At 46.5% G+C, this 19,045-nt stretch carries 20 protein-coding genes; 11 read left to right on the plus strand and 9 right to left on the minus strand.

Translation table 11 applies throughout. The annotated features are described in order from the left end of the window. Nucleotides 1-33: 33 nt before the first annotated feature. Both AB1K83_RS16090 and AB1K83_RS16095 read right to left on the minus strand, forming a co-directional pair. Complete coding sequence (locus AB1K83_RS16090) at nucleotides 34-438, minus strand: hypothetical protein (RefSeq protein WP_413059235.1); 405 nt, start codon at nucleotides 436-438, stop codon at nucleotides 34-36. 60 nt (nucleotides 439-498) lie between these two features. Then, the gene (locus AB1K83_RS16095) at nucleotides 499-639 is read right to left on the minus strand and encodes an Lmo0850 family protein (RefSeq protein WP_413059236.1); all 141 of its coding nucleotides are present in this window, start codon (nucleotides 637-639) and stop codon (nucleotides 499-501) included. Nucleotides 640-939: 300 nt separating this feature from the next. On the opposite strand from AB1K83_RS16095, the gene AB1K83_RS16100 reads away from it, so the two are divergent. From AB1K83_RS16100 to cls, 5 genes are all read left to right on the plus strand, one after another. Then, nucleotides 940-1,260: a metal-sensitive transcriptional regulator gene (locus AB1K83_RS16100; RefSeq protein ID WP_413059283.1), complete on the plus strand. Its 321-nt coding sequence runs from the start codon at nucleotides 940-942 to the stop codon at nucleotides 1,258-1,260. Nucleotides 1,261-1,273: 13 nt separating this feature from the next. After that, nucleotides 1,274-1,486: a copper chaperone CopZ gene (gene copZ / locus AB1K83_RS16105; RefSeq protein ID WP_413059237.1), complete on the plus strand. Its 213-nt coding sequence runs from the start codon at nucleotides 1,274-1,276 to the stop codon at nucleotides 1,484-1,486. A gap of 70 nt (nucleotides 1,487-1,556) precedes the next feature. Then, entirely contained in the window at nucleotides 1,557-3,959 is a 2,403-nt protein-coding gene (locus AB1K83_RS16110) for a heavy metal translocating P-type ATPase (protein WP_413059238.1), read from the plus strand. Nucleotides 3,960-4,244: 285 nt separating this feature from the next. Continuing rightward, a complete protein-coding gene (locus AB1K83_RS16115; protein WP_413059239.1) occupies nucleotides 4,245-5,420 on the plus strand; it encodes an MFS transporter in 1,176 nt (391 codons plus the stop codon). A gap of 181 nt (nucleotides 5,421-5,601) precedes the next feature. Continuing rightward, nucleotides 5,602-7,056 (plus strand): cardiolipin synthase, encoded by a 1,455-nt coding sequence (gene cls, locus AB1K83_RS16120; RefSeq protein ID WP_413059240.1) that lies wholly within the window; start codon nucleotides 5,602-5,604, stop codon nucleotides 7,054-7,056. A gap of 267 nt (nucleotides 7,057-7,323) precedes the next feature. Here the strand turns inward: cls and AB1K83_RS16125 are convergent, their stop codons facing one another. Next, the gene (locus tag AB1K83_RS16125) at nucleotides 7,324-8,175 is read right to left on the minus strand and encodes a D-alanyl-D-alanine carboxypeptidase family protein (protein WP_413059241.1); all 852 of its coding nucleotides are present in this window, start codon (nucleotides 8,173-8,175) and stop codon (nucleotides 7,324-7,326) included. Nucleotides 8,176-8,288: 113 nt separating this feature from the next. Here AB1K83_RS16125 and AB1K83_RS16130 point away from each other — a divergent pair, with 113 nt between their 5' ends. Next, nucleotides 8,289-9,449 carry an MFS transporter gene (locus AB1K83_RS16130; RefSeq protein ID WP_413059242.1) on the plus strand — a complete coding sequence of 387 codons (1,161 nt, stop codon included), beginning with the start codon at nucleotides 8,289-8,291 and terminating at the stop codon, nucleotides 9,447-9,449. Between the two features lie 32 nt (nucleotides 9,450-9,481). On the opposite strand, the gene AB1K83_RS16135 is transcribed toward AB1K83_RS16130, so the two are convergent. The 3 genes from AB1K83_RS16135 to AB1K83_RS16145 all read right to left on the minus strand — a co-directional run bounded on the left by AB1K83_RS16135 (nucleotide 9,482) and on the right by AB1K83_RS16145 (nucleotide 11,155). Continuing rightward, nucleotides 9,482-9,733 (minus strand): hypothetical protein, encoded by a 252-nt coding sequence (locus AB1K83_RS16135; RefSeq protein WP_413059243.1) that lies wholly within the window; start codon nucleotides 9,731-9,733, stop codon nucleotides 9,482-9,484. A 46-nt stretch (nucleotides 9,734-9,779) separates the two neighbouring features. Further along, nucleotides 9,780-10,643, minus strand: a complete 864-nt coding sequence (gene yidC, locus AB1K83_RS16140) for a membrane protein insertase YidC (RefSeq protein WP_413059244.1) — start codon at nucleotides 10,641-10,643, stop codon at nucleotides 9,780-9,782. Between the two features lie 164 nt (nucleotides 10,644-10,807). Then, on the minus strand, nucleotides 10,808-11,155 hold the full coding sequence (locus tag AB1K83_RS16145) for a hypothetical protein (protein ID WP_413059245.1): 348 nt from the start codon (nucleotides 11,153-11,155) through the stop codon (nucleotides 10,808-10,810). 276 nt (nucleotides 11,156-11,431) lie between these two features. Here AB1K83_RS16145 and AB1K83_RS16150 point away from each other — a divergent pair, with 276 nt between their 5' ends. The 5 genes from AB1K83_RS16150 to AB1K83_RS16170 all read left to right on the plus strand — a co-directional run bounded on the left by AB1K83_RS16150 (nucleotide 11,432) and on the right by AB1K83_RS16170 (nucleotide 16,053). After that, nucleotides 11,432-11,926 (plus strand): N-acetyltransferase family protein, encoded by a 495-nt coding sequence (locus AB1K83_RS16150; RefSeq protein WP_413059246.1) that lies wholly within the window; start codon nucleotides 11,432-11,434, stop codon nucleotides 11,924-11,926. 267 nt (nucleotides 11,927-12,193) lie between these two features. Continuing rightward, the gene (locus AB1K83_RS16155; protein ID WP_413059247.1) at nucleotides 12,194-12,865 is read left to right on the plus strand and encodes a response regulator; all 672 of its coding nucleotides are present in this window, start codon (nucleotides 12,194-12,196) and stop codon (nucleotides 12,863-12,865) included. A 266-nt stretch (nucleotides 12,866-13,131) separates the two neighbouring features. After that, the gene (locus tag AB1K83_RS16160) at nucleotides 13,132-14,172 is read left to right on the plus strand and encodes a DctP family TRAP transporter solute-binding subunit (protein WP_413059248.1); all 1,041 of its coding nucleotides are present in this window, start codon (nucleotides 13,132-13,134) and stop codon (nucleotides 14,170-14,172) included. Nucleotides 14,173-14,303: 131 nt separating this feature from the next. Further along, nucleotides 14,304-14,801 (plus strand): TRAP transporter small permease, encoded by a 498-nt coding sequence (locus AB1K83_RS16165; protein WP_413059249.1) that lies wholly within the window; start codon nucleotides 14,304-14,306, stop codon nucleotides 14,799-14,801. Continuing rightward, nucleotides 14,782-16,053: a TRAP transporter large permease gene (locus AB1K83_RS16170; RefSeq protein WP_413059250.1), complete on the plus strand. Its 1,272-nt coding sequence runs from the start codon at nucleotides 14,782-14,784 to the stop codon at nucleotides 16,051-16,053. The genes AB1K83_RS16165 and AB1K83_RS16170 overlap by 20 nt, the downstream gene beginning before the upstream one ends. 342 nt (nucleotides 16,054-16,395) lie before the next feature. On the opposite strand, the gene AB1K83_RS16175 is transcribed toward AB1K83_RS16170, so the two are convergent. From AB1K83_RS16175 to AB1K83_RS16185, 3 genes are all read right to left on the minus strand, one after another. After that, nucleotides 16,396-16,677 (minus strand): GNAT family N-acetyltransferase, encoded by a 282-nt coding sequence (locus AB1K83_RS16175; RefSeq protein WP_413059251.1) that lies wholly within the window; start codon nucleotides 16,675-16,677, stop codon nucleotides 16,396-16,398. A 165-nt stretch (nucleotides 16,678-16,842) separates the two neighbouring features. Then, complete coding sequence (locus tag AB1K83_RS16180) at nucleotides 16,843-17,805, minus strand: ring-cleaving dioxygenase (RefSeq protein WP_413059252.1); 963 nt, start codon at nucleotides 17,803-17,805, stop codon at nucleotides 16,843-16,845. 310 nt (nucleotides 17,806-18,115) lie between these two features. Next, nucleotides 18,116-19,003 (minus strand): DUF1002 domain-containing protein, encoded by an 888-nt coding sequence (locus tag AB1K83_RS16185; protein ID WP_413059253.1) that lies wholly within the window; start codon nucleotides 19,001-19,003, stop codon nucleotides 18,116-18,118. Nucleotides 19,004-19,045 lie beyond the last annotated feature (42 nt).

Raw genomic sequence — 19,045 nt, forward strand, 5'->3', positions numbered from 1 at the left:
CTGCTCTGGCCTCCAAGCCAGTCGGCAGTCCTTTTATTCATCCTCCGGTTTCCATACAGAGATTTTGGCCAGCTCTTCCGCTTCCTCCGGGGTCGCATCCTGTATTTTCTTCAAGCGGAACGTTCCGGAGGTTTCGTCGATGACGAGAAATTCATCTGCTCCCCCTGCGATATATGTTGCTCCCCTGCCTTGGCGATAGCCCCTCACATCCGTCAACAGCACGTCGAAACGGCCGTCCGCGGTGGCCTTGCCAATTACATGTTCATTATTCACCGTCATCAGTTTGTATTGGTTGTTTGCGAAAAACGGCGGGGTTTCCTCTTTGCTGAAAAAAACGGTGAAGACGATGGAGAGAGTCAGAAGGAACAGATACAGAATCGCGGTCGTCTGTAAAGTGCCGACAGCAATTTTTTTCGTCCGGGCCAGTTGACCAGTCATATGCTTTGACTCCTTCAAAAAAAACGCCAAGGAAACGGCATCGTTTTCTTAGCGTTCACTTCATTGTGATTGAATTTGCGGGTCTTGTGCAGGCGGTGCGAGGGCTTTCAGCATTTCTAGACGGGATTTCGTCATTGTTGCCGAAACACCCAACTTCGCCAAGTTGGAAATGATCATTTTCAAGTCCACTTCTTTTGCCATCTATTCCACCTCGACCTTTCTATAATGATAGTACGCAATAAGCTAAGAAAAGTTCCTTAATTGATAATGAAAATCAGTACCACCTAGACAAAAGTCCATCCTGCGGCATCTAAATTATTCCAATACACTGTCACTCTTATCATACCACTCCTCCCTAAATTTGAATCTTTCATTTATGTTACAAAATATTGCCCTTTTGTAAATCGTTTATACATTCGGGTTTATTTTTCTTTACAAAATGTACCGATAGGGGGTATGGTAGAAATGAAACAGAAAGGGGGCAGGAATTTGGAGGAAGGCATGAAAGTAGAAGAATTAGAGGAGTTCCAAGGGACCTCTTGCCGAAAAAGCCATCACCCCGATAGCGTGAAGACGAATTTGATTCACCGATTAAATCGAATTGAAGGTCAGATTCGCGGCATTAAAGGAATGGTCGAGAAAGACGTCTATTGTGATGATATTATTACCCAATTATCCGCCACCCAATCCGCGCTCAACAGCGTGGCAAAAGTATTGCTAGAGGGGCATTTGAAAGGCTGTGTCAAAGATAGGCTTGCTGAAAATGACGAAGAGATCTTAGATGAGCTGTTAATTACGATTACAAAACTGATGCGAAAATAAGGAGGTACTGATCATGGCAGTAAAAGAAATGATTCAAGTGAAAGGCATGTCTTGCGGACATTGTGTAAAAGCGATTGAAGAAAGTGTCGGAAGCTTAAAGGGCGTCGAGCGTGTGTTGGTCGATTTAGAAACTGGTAAAGTGGCAGTCGAGTTCAACAACAGCCAAGTGGAATTAAAGCAGATCACAGAAACCATTGAAGAACAAGGCTATGACGTCGTCAACTAAACTGCGGCTATGAACCGCAGTTCTTTTTTCAAAACTATATACCCTCACGGGGTACAAAGGGTGAATTCGAATGAGCGAAACCAAAAGGGATATCGCGATTACAGGCATGACGTGTGCCGCTTGCGCCAACCGGGTGGAAAAAGGGTTGCAACGAATGGATGGCGTTGTAGCCGCCAACGTCAACTTCGCAACTGAAAAAGCAGTCGTGTCGTATGATGATGAGCATGTCGATCTGCAAGCCATCCAAGAGAAGATCCAAGCGCTTGGCTATGATGTCGTCAAAGAGGAAGCCGATTTCAAGATCACCGGAATGACGTGCGCCGCTTGCTCATCCCGGATCGAAAAAGGGTTGGCCCGCATGGAAGGGGTACAATCCGCGACGGTCAATCTTGCCTTGGAAACCGGGAAAGTGATGTATGACCCTTCCCTATTGCGCCCGGAAGATTTCATTGAAAAAATCCGGAAGCTCGGATATGACGCAGAATTGAAAAGTGAACAACGGGAGGGAACGGAAGATCATCGGCAAGTGGAGATTCGTCATAAAAAGCGTTTGTTCATCATTTCGGCAATCCTATCTTTCCCGCTTTTGTGGACGATGTTCTCCCATTTCTCGTTCACTTCCTGGATGTACGTCCCCCACTGGCTTATGAATCCATATATGCAATGGGCTCTGGCGACGCCTGTCCAGTTCTGGATCGGTTGGACGTTTTACAAGGGTTCTTATTTTTCATTGAAAAACGGGAGCGCCAATATGGATGTCCTCGTTGCGCTCGGCACATCGGCCGCGTACTTTTATTCGGTCTATCTCGTACTAAGCGGATCGGATCATGGATTGTACTTTGAAACGAGCGCCGTCCTGATTACCTTGATTTTATTAGGTAAATTATTTGAAGCACAGGCGAAGGGCCGCTCTTCGGATGCCTTGGAGAAATTGATTGGGCTCCAGCCGACAATGGCTGTTATTGAACGGGAGGATGGTGTGGCAGAAATCCCGATTACCGATGTACAGGTTGGAGATGTTCTGGTCATCCGGCCAGGGGCATCCATCCCTGTAGATGCTGAAGTGCTGTCCGGGGAATCAGCAGTCGATGAATCGATGTTGACTGGTGAGAGTCTGCCTGTCGATAAAACAGCGGGCGATGCCGTCTATGCTGCCACAGTCAATGCTAATGGCTCGTTGCGCGTCCGCGCGAAACATATTGGAAAAGATACGATGCTTTCCAATATCGTCCGTGTTGTGGAAGAGGCGCAAGGTTCCAAAGCTCCTATTCAGAGGTTAGCTGACCAGATTTCAGGAATTTTTGTCCCGATTGTTGTCGGTATCGCCATCGTCACATTTTTAGTTTGGTATTTCGCCGTCTCGCCCGGTGATTTTGCGGCAGCGTTGACGAGCAGTATCGCCGTTCTGGTCATCGCCTGCCCATGCGCCTTGGGACTTGCCACACCGACATCGATTATGGCGGGGTCCGGCCGTTCGGCAGAACAAGGGATTTTATTCAAAACAGCAGAAGCGATGGAGAATACGAAAGCGGTCGATACGGTCGTATTGGATAAGACCGGTACCATCACGCGGGGGTTGCCGGAAGTGACCGATTTTACGGTTGCTGCGGGGTTTGACCGCCATCGACTCATCGGGCTGGCAGCTGCGGCTGAGAGCGATTCGGAACATCCCGTCGCCAAAGCGATTACGACGTTCGGGCTTTCTTCAGCCAATACTCTTCCAGGCGCTGACCAGTTCGCTGCCATACCAGGGCATGGCATCGAATGTTTCGTCGAGGGATCTCAGGTCCTGATGGGCACCCGGAAATTGCTTAGAGATCGCGAAATTGCTTTCAACGAGTCTATCGCGGCAATTGACGCCTTGGAGAATGAAGGGAAAACGGTCATGCATATGGCGGTCGATGGCGTCCATGCAGCCGTAATTGCCGTCGCGGATACGCTGAAGCCAACTTCGAAACAGGCAATTGCGGAACTGCGGGAACTGGGAATGGACGTCATCATGTTGACAGGGGATCAGGAACTGACAGCAAAAGCGATTGCCAAAACAGCTGGCATCGATCATGTCATTGCGGGGGTCCTGCCCGACCGGAAGGCGGAAGTGATCGCCTCGTTGCAATCGGAAGGAAAACGGGTAGCCATGGTTGGAGATGGTATTAACGACGCGCCTGCACTCGTCGTAGCGGATATCGGCATGGCGATGGGGACAGGGACGGCTGTGGCGATGGAAGCAGCGGACGTCACGCTCATGCAGGGCGACCTATTGCGCGTCGCCGACACAATTCGGTTAAGTCGTCTCACCGTCCGAAATATTAAGCAAAATCTCTTTTGGGCACTCGCTTACAACTCGATCGGCATTCCGATTGCGGCAATCGGACTCCTCGCACCATGGGTAGCTGGCGCGGCTATGGCCTTCAGCTCCGTTTCGGTCGTGTTGAACGCATTGCGTCTGCAACGGGTCCCGTTACGGGATTGATAGGATGAATACAGGAGGGGCTGTCCGAAAATGGGCAGCCCCTTTTTGGATTTTCTTCAGGCACGACATGACAGTTTCGAGGCGAGCCCTTACAGTTCGCCCAATTGCCATGACAGCCCGGCATATCGCCATGACAGTTTCCACACCTAATAAACTATTCCATACCAATACGCTCCCCAGCTCCCTATTCCCCCATATTCTCCAATCCCCTGTCCATTTTCTTTGTACGTTTTCGTTCGGACGAGTAAAATGAGATTAGCAATCGAATAGAAAGCGGGTTTTTTTATGAAAAAAGCAATTCTCCTTTTGATGTCCGTCCAATTTTTTGTGTATCTTGGATTTGGCATTGTCATTCCGATTTTGCCTGAGGTGATTCTACAAGAAGGATATACCGAGGTGCATGTCGGTGGGCTGCTTACCGTGTACGCGCTCGCTTCCTTTTTCACCGCTCCTTTATGGGGTTCGTTTTCCGATCGGACAGGCCGGAAGAAATTGATTTTGACCGGGCTTATCGGCTTCAGCGCGAGCTTCTTTTTATTTGCCATGTTCATGGACAACCTAGCTCTTCTCTATTTCTCTCGAGTTGTCGGCGGAGTGTTCTCCGGTGCCCTGTACACAGCGGTCACCGGGTTTGTCGCGGATATGACGGATGAGGAGAATCGCAATAAATATATGGGTCTCCTAGGTATGTCGATCGGACTTGGGTTCATTTTCGGACCAGCTATCGGGGGAGTTCTGGGTCATATCAATCTGCAAGCCCCTTACTTAGCTTCAGGAATTTTGACTCTGCTTCTCTTAGTCTATGCCCAATTCATCTTGAAGGAGCCTGAGCGCCGGGGCGAGGCGAATAAACGGGCGCTCCTCCCTAAAGGCGGCACCACACTATGGCAATATCGGATCCGCTATCTCTTCCTGACTTCGTTCATGGTGACGTTCATTCTGGCCGGGATTGAAGCGACATTTCAACTGTTCCAAATCGAGCAGATCAGCATTACGCCGTTGCAGATCGGCTACCTGTTTATGGCCAGCGGCTTTGTCGATGCTGCGATTCAGGGCGGAGTCGTACGCCGGGTGAAAAACGGGACCGAAACAACTTGGATTTTTGCGGCGCATTTGATTACAGCGGCCGGATTGCTGCTCATTCCGTTTACGATGAATTTATTTTGGGCGGGCTTCGCGATGAGCGTTTTCACAGCCGGGAACGCGCTCGCACGGACAGTGCTAGTTTCCTTGACGACGAAAGAATCCGGCGGAAAATACGGCACTGCTGCCGGCATGACGTATTCAATGGACAACATGGGACGCATCATCGGCCCGTTGTTGTTCACTTGGATCTTCACGAAAGAAGCGGGCAATATGTATTACCTTTCTGCTATTCTTGCTGTGCTCTCCATTTTCCTGATCATCGCCTTCAGAAAATCAACCCATTCATTGCGAACTGTGGATGCAGCAACGAAATGAGGCAAATCTACAAGCATAGAAGGTTTCGTCTTCCCAGAGGAACACGAAACCTTTTTCTCATAAAGTCCATATAATGAAGTATGGAAAACGGGCCACCACCCGAAAACCACTCATCTCGCCCATTCCCGGAAAACTCCGGTATAATGAATTTATGACGACGATACTTGGAAGGAGGACGTTTATGACCCATTTGATTAGTCTGTCCGTTACGATCATCCTCATCCTGAACATCCTCCTGGCCATCGCCTTGATCTTCTTGGAACGACGAGACCCCACTGCAACGTGGGCTTGGCTCCTGGTTCTATTCTTCATCCCGTTTTTCGGGTTCTTCATCTACCTCTTACTCGGCAGGAGATTACGGGAGGATGAACTATTCCGGTGGGATGGCCGCAATAAAATCGGAATTGATACATTGATTGATTACCAAATCGCCGCAATCGAAGATGGCACGCTTGAATTCCGGTTAGACGATACAGCTCATTATAAAGATATGATTTATATGCATTTGCGGAACAATCATGCCGTCTTGACACAGGACAATGATGTCCAGATTTTTAATGATGGAAAGGATAAATTCGCCACACTCCTTAAAGATTTGGAGCAGTCAAAAGACCATATCCATTTCCAATACTATATTTTGCGATTGGATAATTTAGGAAGACGGATTCTGGATGTGTTGATCCGAAAAGCAAAACAAGGAGTCCGTGTACGGGTCTTATTCGACGATATCGGGTCCCGTGGGTTACGGAAAAGACATTTGAAAGAACTCATGGAAGCTGGCGGAGAGGTAGAGGCCTTCTTCCCCGCCATCCTTCCGCTCATCAATCCCCGCTTAAATTATCGGAACCACCGGAAAATCGTCATTATTGACGGCCGCATCGGATACATCGGCGGCTTTAATGTGGGGGATGAATATTTGGGGCTATCTAAGCGGTTCGGCTACTGGCGCGATACCCACCTCCGGATTGAAGGCAGCGCGTTACATCCGTTGCAAACCCGATTCATCTTGGACTGGAATCAGGCCTCCCCCGAAAAATACCAGATCGAGTATACCGATCGTTATTTTCCTGCCATCCCGCGTAAAGGCAGTGTCGGCATGCAAATCGTCTCAAGCGGACCTGACGCGGAATGGGAACATATTAAAGATGGCTATTTGAAAATGATTTTCCTGGCCAAAAGGTATATTTATATCCAGACCCCGTACTTTATCCCGGACATCAGTTTCTTGGATGCCCTCCGGATCGCTTGCCTTTCCGGAATTGACGTGCGGATCATGATCCCGAACAAGCCGGATCATATGTTTGTTTATTGGGCGACCTATTCGAATATCGGAAAACTATTGAAAGCGGGCGCACGTGTTTATATTTATGACAATGGATTCATTCATACGAAACAAATCGTAGTGGACGACGAACTGTCAACGGTCGGAACCGCCAACATCGACGTTCGAAGTTTCAAATTGAATTTTGAAGTCAATGCGTTCATCTACGATCGGGAAACCTCCCATGCGCTCGCAGAGTTATTCGAACAAGACATGCAATTGGCGACGGAATTGACATACGAAATGTATGAAGAACGGTCAAGGACTATTAAATTGAAAGAATCGATTTCAAGACTTGTGTCTCCAATCTTATAAAAAAACGGGACTGTCCAATTAGCTGGATAGGCCCGTTTTCAAATGAGAGGGAATGTGGACGGATTGGTTATGATCGGTTGTTTCGAAATATGAGCGGTTCTCCGCCGGCATAAGCGCTCGTGGCGAAATATGAGCGCCAACCTGAAGCTTATGAGCCGTTCTTCAAAAATATAAGCTCCATTCCATTTTTATGAGCACTTGCGGAAAGTTATGAGCGCATCGTCCCCATTACGAAAAGGACTGCCTATACAGGACAACCCCATTCTTTCATTCAATGCCCAAAAACTCTTCCAAAGTGCTATTTTTCTCGTAAATTTCGCCTGCTATCTTCTCTCCCACATAACGGAAATGCCAAGCCTCGTACATATATCCCGTGATTTCTTCCTTGCCTTTCGGGTAGCGCATGATGAAACCGTACCGATGGGCATTGGCTGCCACCCACTTCCCTGCTTCCGTCTCTTCGAATGTCGGGGAGGCCCAATGCGTTTCGAAGTTCACTTCGCCGATATCGAAGGCAAGCCCTGTCTGGTGTTCGGAATATCCCGGACGGGCACTGTACCGGTCGGCCGCCTCCTTGCCGTCTCTTTCGACATATCGCTCATATAGAGTCGTCTGGTATTCAAACGAGCGGTATGTGCTGAAAGCGGTCAGGTGGAATCCGGATAACTTCGCTTCTGCTGCCATATTATTGAACGCGGCGCGGGCTTCCGGGTCTTCTCCAGGGTCATATTCCTTCGGCAATGGGTATTTTTTACTCGCAATCAATATGTCTTGAACATAGGTCGGTTCATCGGGAAGTTGCTGCCCTATGATATAGCCCCCCGCATCCACAGCCGGTTTTGGTTCAGTTCCAGCAGGATTTTCCGCTGGATTCCCAGGAGCATCTTCCTCGACTTCACCGCCCGTCGGCAATAAAACCGAAGAGTCCTCTTCGGGCTTACTTGCTTCTTCCGAAGGACTTGCACTGCCCATTACCCGCTGGAAGCTCTGTTCGATATCCCAATCATTCATCCAAACCCAAACGACGATTCCGGTCATCACGAAACCGGACAACAACAAGGCAATGGTCAACCCGTTCCCTCTTTTTTTCCTTCGGTTCATATGGTTCTTGTTCTTCATTACAGCTAGCCTTCCTTCTACCAAGATCTGCTTCTCTATACGATTTCTCATTCTAACATCTGTATGCTATTATATGGGTTCAAAATAACTGCACGGGACAGGGAGTTTGTACGATGAATGATCAACGGTGGCTTTCCCTAAGCTTTCTCGCTTTCTTCTTTACGTGGGGGATCTTTCTTCCCTATTGGACAGGTTGGTTGAACATGGAGAAAGGGCTATCCGTCACCCATGCGAGTATCATCATGGGGGCGGGCATGGTGGCACGCACGTTTTCCACTTTCTTGGTCTTTCCCTATTTAACCCGCAAACTGTCCATGATCCACGTAATACGATGGACGACCCTACTATCATTGCTGTTGGCCCTTGTCTATTTACCCGTTTCGCCATTCGTTGTTTTGCTAGTGATCACCATCTTGTTTAGTGCCGTCTATCCGATGATTTTGCCCGCTGTCGAAAGCGGCGCTTCTCTATTAATGAAATCCGGTCGGATCCATTACGGAAAAAGCAGATCATTCGGTTCGATCGGCTATACGGTAGCCCTTTTGCTGGTCGGGGCGGTCACGTCCTTGTGGGGTGGGCAGGCCATCCTCTTTATGATGATTATGAGTCTCTTGCTGGCCACTGTATTTTTCATGCAAACCGCTCCAAAAGCTTTACAAAGAAAGCCAATAGCTAAGGGCCGGGCTGCTCAAAAGGTTAATTTCAAATCGTTATTCACTACGAAAGGGTTCGCTGTCGCATTATGGCTGGCCATTTTGTTGCAAGGCGCCCATGCTTCCTACTACAATTTCGGTTTCATTTTCCTCGACGATCTTGGGGTCAACGGTTTTATGATCGGAATACTATTAAATATTGCCGTTCTGTTTGAGATTTTATTTTTCACACGGGCGGACCGGCTGCTAGCGAACGTCCGTATTTCGACAATGTTCCTACTTGCGGGGCTGGCATCGACTGCCAGATGGCTATTGATCTACCTGTTTCCGTCCACTGTTGTTTTCATCGGCACGCAATTGCTGCATGCCGTGACGTTCGGCGTGGCTCATTATGCCTTCGTCGCATTTATTTCAGAACGACTTCCTGCCAGCCATATTGCTCCGGCCCAAGGGATGTACGCTGCATTTGCGATGAGTCTTAGCACGGCCATCCTAACATTCCCGGGCGGCTATCTCTATGACATCTCCCCGGAATTGGCTTTCTTAGGGATGACCATATGTACTATTCCTGCGACGATCCTAGTATGGGCGAAGCGGAAACAATTAGATGGACCTTACTAATTAGACGCTTTGGTTCGCTTTTCGTTCCTGTCTTATTGGCCAAATAGTAGATAAAGCAAGGCACCGACGAATGAAATCCCGAAAAAAATAGACATGCCGGCCATCCATTTGGATTGGCGCTCAAAACCTTGTTCGCGGAATGATTTCGCACGCACTCCGTTGGTCAACGTGAATAATAGAGTCATCGCGAGCACTGCATAATTCAAGTTAGATTTGACGACAAAATAAAGGGAAGCGAGGGCAGCCAGTACGATGGCGATACCCGATATCCATTTCAATTGCATGTGAATCCCTCCAAAAAGGCTGGAGATCGCTCTCCAGCCTGCCTCATTACTTTTTCGACTTCTTGTTTTTCGATTCTTCCAGATCTTCTTCCAATTCTTCTTCAACCTTTTGAACATCTTCCTTCACTTCCGTTAAATCAACATTGTCCGCCGTCACTTCTTTGTAATAAAACTTCCGGCCCAAGTAGGTTTGGAAGATGAGCAGGAGTCCCCCTACCGCCCAGTACAATGGCAAGGCGGCCATCGCCTTGAAGGAGATGAACATGATCATGATCGGAGACATGTAAATGAACATTTTCATCTGTTGTTTTTGCTGTTCAGGCATCGTCCACAACGAAACGCGGGCTTGGACGAAATACACGAGCCCGGCTAAGAGCATCATGACCATATCCGGTTCGCCCAGATTAAACCAAAGGAATTGATGAGACTTGACGTCTGGCGAATACAGGATGGCAAAATAGAGCCCCATGATGAATGGCATTTGAAGCAATAACGGCAAGCAGCCCATATTCAATGGATTCACGCCATGTTTCGAATACAGCCCCATCATTTCCTGTTGGATTTTCATCTGCTCTTCTTTCGGCAGATTTTTCTCCCGTGCCTCTTTCATCCGTTTCTGAATGTCTTCCATTTCAGGACGCAACGCATCCATCTTCACTTTCATCTCTTGCTGAGCCTTATAGTTTTTCAACATAAGCGGCATCAAGACAAGTCGGATGAGTACGGTGATCAAAATGATCGCTAGACCGTAACTTCCGTTGAACTTATCGGCGAAAAAATGGAGTAGCGAATCCATAGGTTTAACAAAAAAGCTATAAAAAGTTCCCTCTTTATTTTCTACACCGGCGCACCCGCTTAACAATACCGCGGTCGTCATCAACAAGGTCCAAAGACCGATTTTTTTCCTCAATAGATTCACCTTCACTATTTCAAACTACTGAAAAGTATACATCAAAAGGCTAGCGCATTACAATGAATGTCCGTCGACAACCGTTATTTTATGTTAAAGAATCGCCGTTTGATTGAATTAGAAAAACGCTTCCTAGTTAGGAAGCGTACAGCATGAGGCAACGTTTATTGTGCCGTATTTTCAATTGGAGTTTCGCCAGTATGCTTTTTGTGGTAGAGGCCATCGTCTTCCGGCGTAGACTTTGTGTCTTGGACCGCTTCATTGTAATAATGGACGCTCGTCTGTGCACCTTCACTCACCATTTTGTTGTCCTGCAGATCGTACGGATCCGAATGACCAGCCTTTGTCTCAGGGTCGCGATTCAATTTTTGCGTTTGAACAAAGGAATCGAGTTTCGTCTTCATATTGTTGAACGCGACTTGCGCTTTATCTCTGTTCTCTTTCTTGCTGAAGTACGCGTACGCACCGGTTGCCAATGTAGCAAGCAATAATGTATTTCGTTTACGTGCCATTTCCATCATCCTTCCAAAGTAAATTTATATTGGATTGTACAGGGAGTATACCCCTTAATCCAGGATTAGAAACTTGCAGCTGGCAGAAGGTGACAGAAGGAACTCCTCCTGGTCTGTCAACTCATAATGCTTACAGGCGCTATTTCATAGGTGTTTCGCCGCTCAGTTTTGTAAGTGTGCCTAGTTCATTTCGAATATATCAATTTGATTACAACCATAGTTTTTACCCGATTTCTTTGCTATGATAACAAAAAGGATTGCTGAGGTGATAGCGCTATGATTCGACCTATGACAGTAGCAGATATTATTCATGTTCAACATATCGCTCGGGAAACGTGGAGCGCTACGTATGATGGAATGATCCCCGAAGAAATTCAGACGGATTTTATTGACCGTGCCTATTCGGAAGCCATGTTAAGGAAACGAATGGAAAAGACATGCATGCTTATCGCGGAATGCAATGGAGTCCCTGTCGGCTTTGCCAATTTCACGAAAAAAGATGAAGATGGAGACTCTGAATTAACAGCACTCTACATTTTACCTTCCCATCAACAAGATGGATACGGACGAAAATTATTCGAATATGCTCTATCTAAATTGCAGGATGCCAAACAATTATTTGTCTACGTCGATCGCCACAATCAAATAGGTCGGACATTCTATGAAAAACAAGGGTTTGAACTGCTTGATGTGTTTGACGAATTGTTCGAAGGCTATCCTGTCGAAACAGCCCAATACGTTTATTATATCCAAGAGCCTGTGTTGGCTTGAATGATGAAAAGAACGCTTCCTAATTTGAGAGGGAGCGTTTTTTTTTGGATATCTTCATTCAAACACCTGCCCCATCTTCGCACCTGTTACAAGAGTTTTCACTTTTCAGATGTAAATTAGTCTATATAACTGTTATAATACAAGATAACTATTATATAATTCTGAACTGGCATGAAGTTTGTCATGTTTTGGGAATGAAATACTACATACTACTTACTTCGCTACATCTTAGCAATATCACTGACTATATGGGGAAGGTACGAGTAAATGACTAACATCTCCGTTTTTATCGTTGAAGATGATCCGATGGTATTGGACGTTAATATAGGTTTTTTAGAAAAAGTGACCGGCTTTTCGTTAGTGGGTACCGCAGCTAACGGACAGGACGCCCTCCGGCAAATCAAAAAATTGAAACCCAATCTCGTTTTGCTCGATATGTTCCTGCCTGATGTATCCGGCTTGGACATTTTAGTGGAACTTCGATCAGAGCGCATCCCTTCCGATGTAATCATGATTACCGCAGCACGGGATGCCCAAACCATCCAGGAAGTGATGCGTCTCGGAGCAGTCGACTACATGGTGAAACCGTTCCGCTTCGACCGTTTCCAAAAAGCGCTCCAAGATTACCATAAAATGACCAAACGGATTAAAGGGTTGCAACAGCTGAAACAAGAAGATATCGATGAATGGCTCGGAAGCACTGGGGATGCCATCGAATTGCCAAAAGGCTTGAATGAATTGACAATGAAGCAAATCCTCCTTAGCCTCGTCGAAGAGGAAGGGTCTCCGGTCACGGCCGAGCAACTGGCCCGGCATGTCGGAATGGCGAGAGTGACAGTCCGAAAGTATTTGGACTTTCTCGCCATCAAAGAGAAAGTGCGCATTGAAATGCAGTACGGGCAAGTCGGCAGGCCGACAAAGTATTATTCTTTAAAATAAAGATTCAGGTCCCAACAACAGGAGCGTGTTGAGCAATATAAAAAATATTGTGAAAAGAGATTGCCGCCGTGCAATCTCTTTTTTCGTGGAATTTCGATATATTTCACCAAGATACCATAAAGACCAAAAAGCCCAATACTTACTTAATATTGAATTTTGTATGAAAGCGTCTAAACTAGCAATTATCAAATTAATCTTTAATTTGTGGATAGTCATCTGTGAAAACGTTTTATTCACAGAAGAAAACATCAAGAGGGGGAAAAAAGATGAAAAAGTTTCTGTTGGTCAGCATCATCAGCTTGCTCGCCATTTTTGCAGCTGCATGTTCTGGCGACAAAGCGAACGAAGGCTCTACAGGTTCCGGCGAAAAAGCTTCTGACGATAAACCGGTTATCATCAAGTTTTCGCACGTAACATCGATTGATAGTGTTAAAGGTCAAGCTGCTGACCACTTCGCTAAATTAGTAGAAGAAAAAACGGGCGGCAAGGCAAAAGTGGAAGTGTATCCATCTTCCCAACTTTACGGAGATAACGACGAATTGGATGCGCTTGTATCCGGCAACGTCCACATGATCGCTCCATCTGTTACAAAAATGGTTAAATTGGACCCACGTTGGCAGTATGTTGACATGCCGTTCCTATTTAACGACCAAGAACACGCTCGCAAATTCTTTGAGAGTGATGTAGCTCAAACACTTCTAAACAGTGATAAATTGGCTGCTAACGATATCATGGGACTTGCTTTCTGGGAAAATGGTTTCAAACACTTCACGAACAACAAGCACGCTTTGAAAAATCCAGAAGACTTCAAAGGCCTTAAATTCCGTGCGCAAGCAGGTAAAGTGCTAGAAGCTCAATTCCAAGCACTAGGTGCTGGAAGTGCAACGATCGCATTCGGTGAAACGTATGCTGCTCTACAACAAGGTACTGTTGATGGACAAGAAAACACATACAACAACATTGACACACAAAAATATCAAGAAGTTCAAAAATACATGACTCTTAGTGAGCATGGACGTCTGGACTATGCAATTTTCGTTAACAAACCATTCTGGGAAAGCATGCCAGAAGATATCCGCACACAAGTGGAAGAAGCTTTGAAAGAAGCGACAGAACTTGAGTGGCAACTCGCTTCCGATGAAAACGCGGCAAGCTTGGATAACATCAAAAACTCTGGAAAAGTTGAAGTTCTTGAGTTGACTGCCGAAGAGCGCCAAGCATTAATTGATGCTCTTCAACCTGTATACGATGAGTTCACTGAAACGATCACTCCTGAACTAATCGATGGTATTCGCGGTCTTCAGTAATATGTAACGGGTGTCGATCTTCCAGGGATCGACACCCGTAAAACTTTCACACAGCGTATTCCATGTTTTGGAATGTGTCCGATAGTCACTTGCGTTTTTGATTAGGCGAAGAAGGAGTAGGAGTGCGAAACATGAAAAAGTTGAAAAAGTTTTGGAACTTATTTGAAGAAGTTTCAGCGGGTACGTTCTTTTTCGCGGGAATTACCCTGATCTTTTACGGCGTTCTCATGCGGTACGTGTTCAATGAACCGAAAGCATGGGTGGAAGAAGTCGTCCGTTACGTCATCATTTGGGGGGTCTTTTTAGGCTTCTCTTTAGCATTGCGTCACAATCAGCATATCCAAGTGGATATCGTCTATGACAAGCTTCCAAAGAAAGCTAAATTTTTTGTAGACCTTTTTGCAACCTTGGTCAGCATTGCATTTTGTGCGGTCTACACCTATTACGGCATCATCCTGGTTGAAAACCGATTTACATCCGGAATGGTTTCCTTGGATGTCGGGATTCCGATGTGGATCGTCTATTTGATCTTGCCGATTTCCGGAACGATGTTCTTATTACGTTTCGTTGAACGGCTTGTCAACATAGTGAGAGGAAAGGACGTGCAATATGATAATCCTATTACTTAGTATTTTCTTCGGCCTACTCGTTTTGCGGGTTCCGATTGCCATCAGTCTTGCCCTTTCCACTATGATTGTTTTAATGCAAAGCGACTTCAATATGAATATGGTTCCGCAGCGGATCTTCACGGCGCTTGACTCCTTCCCGATGATGGCGATTCCAGGATTCGTCTTGGCTGGTGTTTTGCTTGCTCGCGGGGGAATATCAAAGTACTTGATTGAAGCGCTCAAATCTTGGGTCGGTCATCTGCCAGGCGGTCTATCCGTCGTTACGATTATGGCTTGTATGATTTTCGCCGCCATTTCCGGGTCCAGTCCGGCGACGGCAGCAGCAATCGGTTCGATCATGATCCCTGCAATGGTTCAAGCAGGATATGATAAAAAGTACTCGATGGGCCTTGTTGCCGCGGCGGGTACGTTAGGGATTTTGATTCCACCAAGTATTCCATTGATCATCTACGGGATTACCGCAGAAGAATCAATCGGAAAGCTTTTCATGGCCGGTGTAATTCCTGGTCTATTACTTGGAGGCGTCTTAATCGTTTCCGCTATTTTCTATGCCAAGAAAAATGGGTATGGAAAAGGAGAAAAAGCGACTTGGGAGCAACGGGGAAAAAGTTCGCTTAAAGCGATCTGGGGCGCATTCTTGCCTGTCCTGATCCTTGGAAGTATTTACAGTGGGGTTGTTACACCGACTGAATCAGCAGTAATCGCAGTATTCTACGGTATCATTGTTTCTGCATTCATTTATCGGGAACTTCATTGGAGAGATATCAAGCCAATTATCGTTGAATCGGTCAATATTACGGCGATGATTTTCTTAATTATCGGTGCAGCCAGTTTGTTCGGCCTGTATTTGACAAATGCGCAGATTCCACAGCAAATCGGTGCATGGATTTCAGCGAGTGATGTGAATAAATGGACATTCATGATTATGGTCAATATCCTGTTCTTCTTCATGGGAATGTTCTTGGAAGCTGTTTCAATCATTTTGATTACACTACCGATTTTACTTCCAATGCTGAAACATTTTGATATCAACTTGATCCATTTTGCCATCATCATGACGATTAATATGGAATTGGGTATGATTACTCCACCGGTCGGTCTGAACTTATTTGTCGTCAGTGGCATTGCGAAAGAAAAACTAGGGGCCGTCGTAAAGGGTGTAATTCCTTTTATTGTACTGATGATCTTTGTTCTCGTCATAGTCATCGTATTTCCGCAACTTTCGTTATGGCTTGCAGAACGGACACGGTAGACGGTTCGCACTCCTGAACACCTTCTTGACGCTAATCAGTAAAAATGAAACATCCCTTGCCTGGAGACTGGCCGAGGGATGTTTTTTTAGGTTACGAAGTTTACCCCGGAAAATGTTGGGTATTTATATAGATATACAGAATTACACCTTAGGAAAAGGGGACGATACAAATGGAGAAAGAGCTCATTTTCAGCCCTGTCGACATGCTGTATACAGTCGCCGGAGCATCTGCGTTAACGACGATTGTTCATTTCATCATGATGTCAGTGTGAGGGATCTACATGTCAGCTTATGAATAAAAGGCAATCCACCAGAATCGAGGAGGATTGCCTTTTAATATGCTTATGCTTTGATATCATCATATTCCGCATAGCGGTCAAACGCGGTCACAACGTAAGAGCAGACCGCTTCCATCTTCAGGTCATTCTCCCGTGCATACGCTGCGGCCTGGTCCAACAGTTGCTTGGCAACACCTTGGCCCCGTAGAGCAGGCGAGACAAAGGTGTGATCCATTACCATGACATCTCCCAATAACGTCCATGTAATTTCTGCAATTGTCTTCCCATCCTCTTGCTTGCGAAATGCAAAAGCGTCTCCGCCGAGTTCCACAAATTCGAATTCCATGTTATTACCCCTTTCTAAGCTGCGCTCCATCCTGTACGCTTGTGCCTGACGGTTGGAGATAAACTTTTTTATTACTTTATCATAGATTGGGCTTACACGGTTAAATTAATGTTTCGACTTTTCGGCAAATTAGTTACGATTTTTCTCGATTTGCCGCCTGCTCTCTCAAAAGTCCAATGGCCGTAGCGAGCCTTCGATCTGTTCCCGCCGCGACTCCAAAAATGGTGGGAGGGCCAGTGTTTCGCCCAATGATTCCAACGGCTCGTCGGTCGCGAAACCCGGTTCATCAGTCGCCAGCTCAAAGAGAATGCCATTCGGCTCCCGGAAGTAGATGGATTTGAAGTAATATCGGTCGACTAGCCCGCTTGTCATGAAGCCTCGGCTCCGCAGCCAGTTGTCCCACCGATCGTAGTCATCCATAGATTTAATGCGGAATGCTACGTGATGTACACTCCCACGGCCGGGTCTTTCCATCGGCAGATCTGTCCTCGTTTCGACATGGACTTCCCCAGCCGGTCCGCCTTCCCCTGTGGAAAATACCCGGATGTTGGGCATGCCTGCCACATTTGAAGGATAGGATCCGATTTCGTTGAAATGAAGCACCGTTGTCAGCATATCGACTGTCGCTTCCGCACGGCGGACAGTCAAGGTGACTGGACCCAATCCAACGATAGCGTATTGTTCCGGAATATCATCGCGGCCCCATGGAATACCGTACGGAATCCCTTTTCCATCATCGACGACCAACATGAGCCGGGATCCTTCTTGGTCACGGAATGCCAATGTTTTGCGACCGAACCGCTCCTCTACTGCATCGTGTTCAATGCCCAGTGTTGCAAATCGTTGTTTCCAAAAATCAAGTGCTTCCTCGGACATGACCCGGAATGCCGTGTTACTGATGCTGGAAACACCTGGGTACGTCTTCCCCGCCATCGGAATGTCAAAGTACGTCATATCCGTTCCTGGTGTACCGACCGCATCCGCGTAAAATAAATGATAGGAGGACGTCGAGTCTTGGTTCACCGTCTTCTTCACGAGCCGCATACCGAGCACCCTAGTAAAAAAATTAAAATTCCGCTCCGCATCCGCTGTAATGGCGGACACATGATGGATTCCTTCTAATCGCATAAAAATTTCTCCCTTCACATTATCTTGAATTCAAGGTAATCGAAGTGTATCATCTCCATCGATTGATTTCAAATATCTCGCTTTTTGGTAATCGCTCATATCTTTCCACAAACGCCCATAAAAAATGTTTTACGCCTATATTTTCAATGAACCGCCCATAAGTCGAACGCGGCCGTCCATATTTCGCCACAAGTGCTTATAGCGGCAGAGAACCGCTCATATTTCTTCACAAGCGCTCATAACGCTGCCGAACTCTACGCCCCTTCCAAAAACGGGGCTATCCGATTTACCGGACAGCCCCTCTTACCTATCATTTAAACCAAGATTGGATGGATTCAAACAGGTCAGCAAAAAATTGTTTCACTTTTTCCCAAAAGCCGGGATCAATATCACCGATTTTGTCTTTTATTTTTGAAGCCATGTCATTCAGTTGATCGGAAAACTTGGTGAAATCGATGTCCAAGTTCCGGATCCTGTCCATCAAGTCGATGAGCAATTGGCGGTCGGCTTCATTTAACTCAATATTCAATTTGGACAATTGTTCTTTGACGATCCGCTCGACTTCTTCCTTGGTTGCCGGGTTTTGTTCAGCGATCTGCTTCTTGATTTCCGTCAGGAGGGTTGTCACTTGCTCCTGCTCGATGCCGGAGTCTTTTGCGAATTTTGTTGCCAGATTCAACTCGTCGTTTGCCACATCTGTCCGTTCGGTATCGAGTGTTTCACCTGTCACTTCATACGCCTTGTAAATTCCAACAAGTGCGGAGTGACCCGACACTTTTTTCGGAGCCGCCACTTCAACGATGGCGTCCTCGATTCCCGCTGTCAGCATGGCGTTTGCATACATGTCCGCTGTCACTTCCGTAATATTCTCTTCTGTGACAATAGAAATAACGAGTCCTTTTCCTGCATCTTGACGCGTAATTTTGGCAGATGAATACATTCTTGCCTGACTATTGCCGTTCTTAATATATTTGACAAGGTCACTGCCATCGACCATAATTTCTTCGACTTCGGCCTCTTGGTCAACTCCCAAGCTTTTTTTCATCGTCTCTTTCTCAGCCTCTGATAAATTGGCGCCATACACTACAATAGGGACACCGAGTTTTTCATCGATTGCCTTCTCAGCATGGATGTTTTGGGGAAATAAGACACCAAACGTCAGCAAAATGGCCGCCAGTGTCGTGATGAACCGTCTCATAGTCATTCTCCTCTCCTTTACGGATTAATACGATGGGAGACT

This window comes from Sporosarcina sp. 179-K 3D1 HS (assembly GCF_047228905.1).
Taxonomy (GTDB): domain Bacteria; phylum Bacillota; class Bacilli; order Bacillales_A; family Planococcaceae; genus Sporosarcina.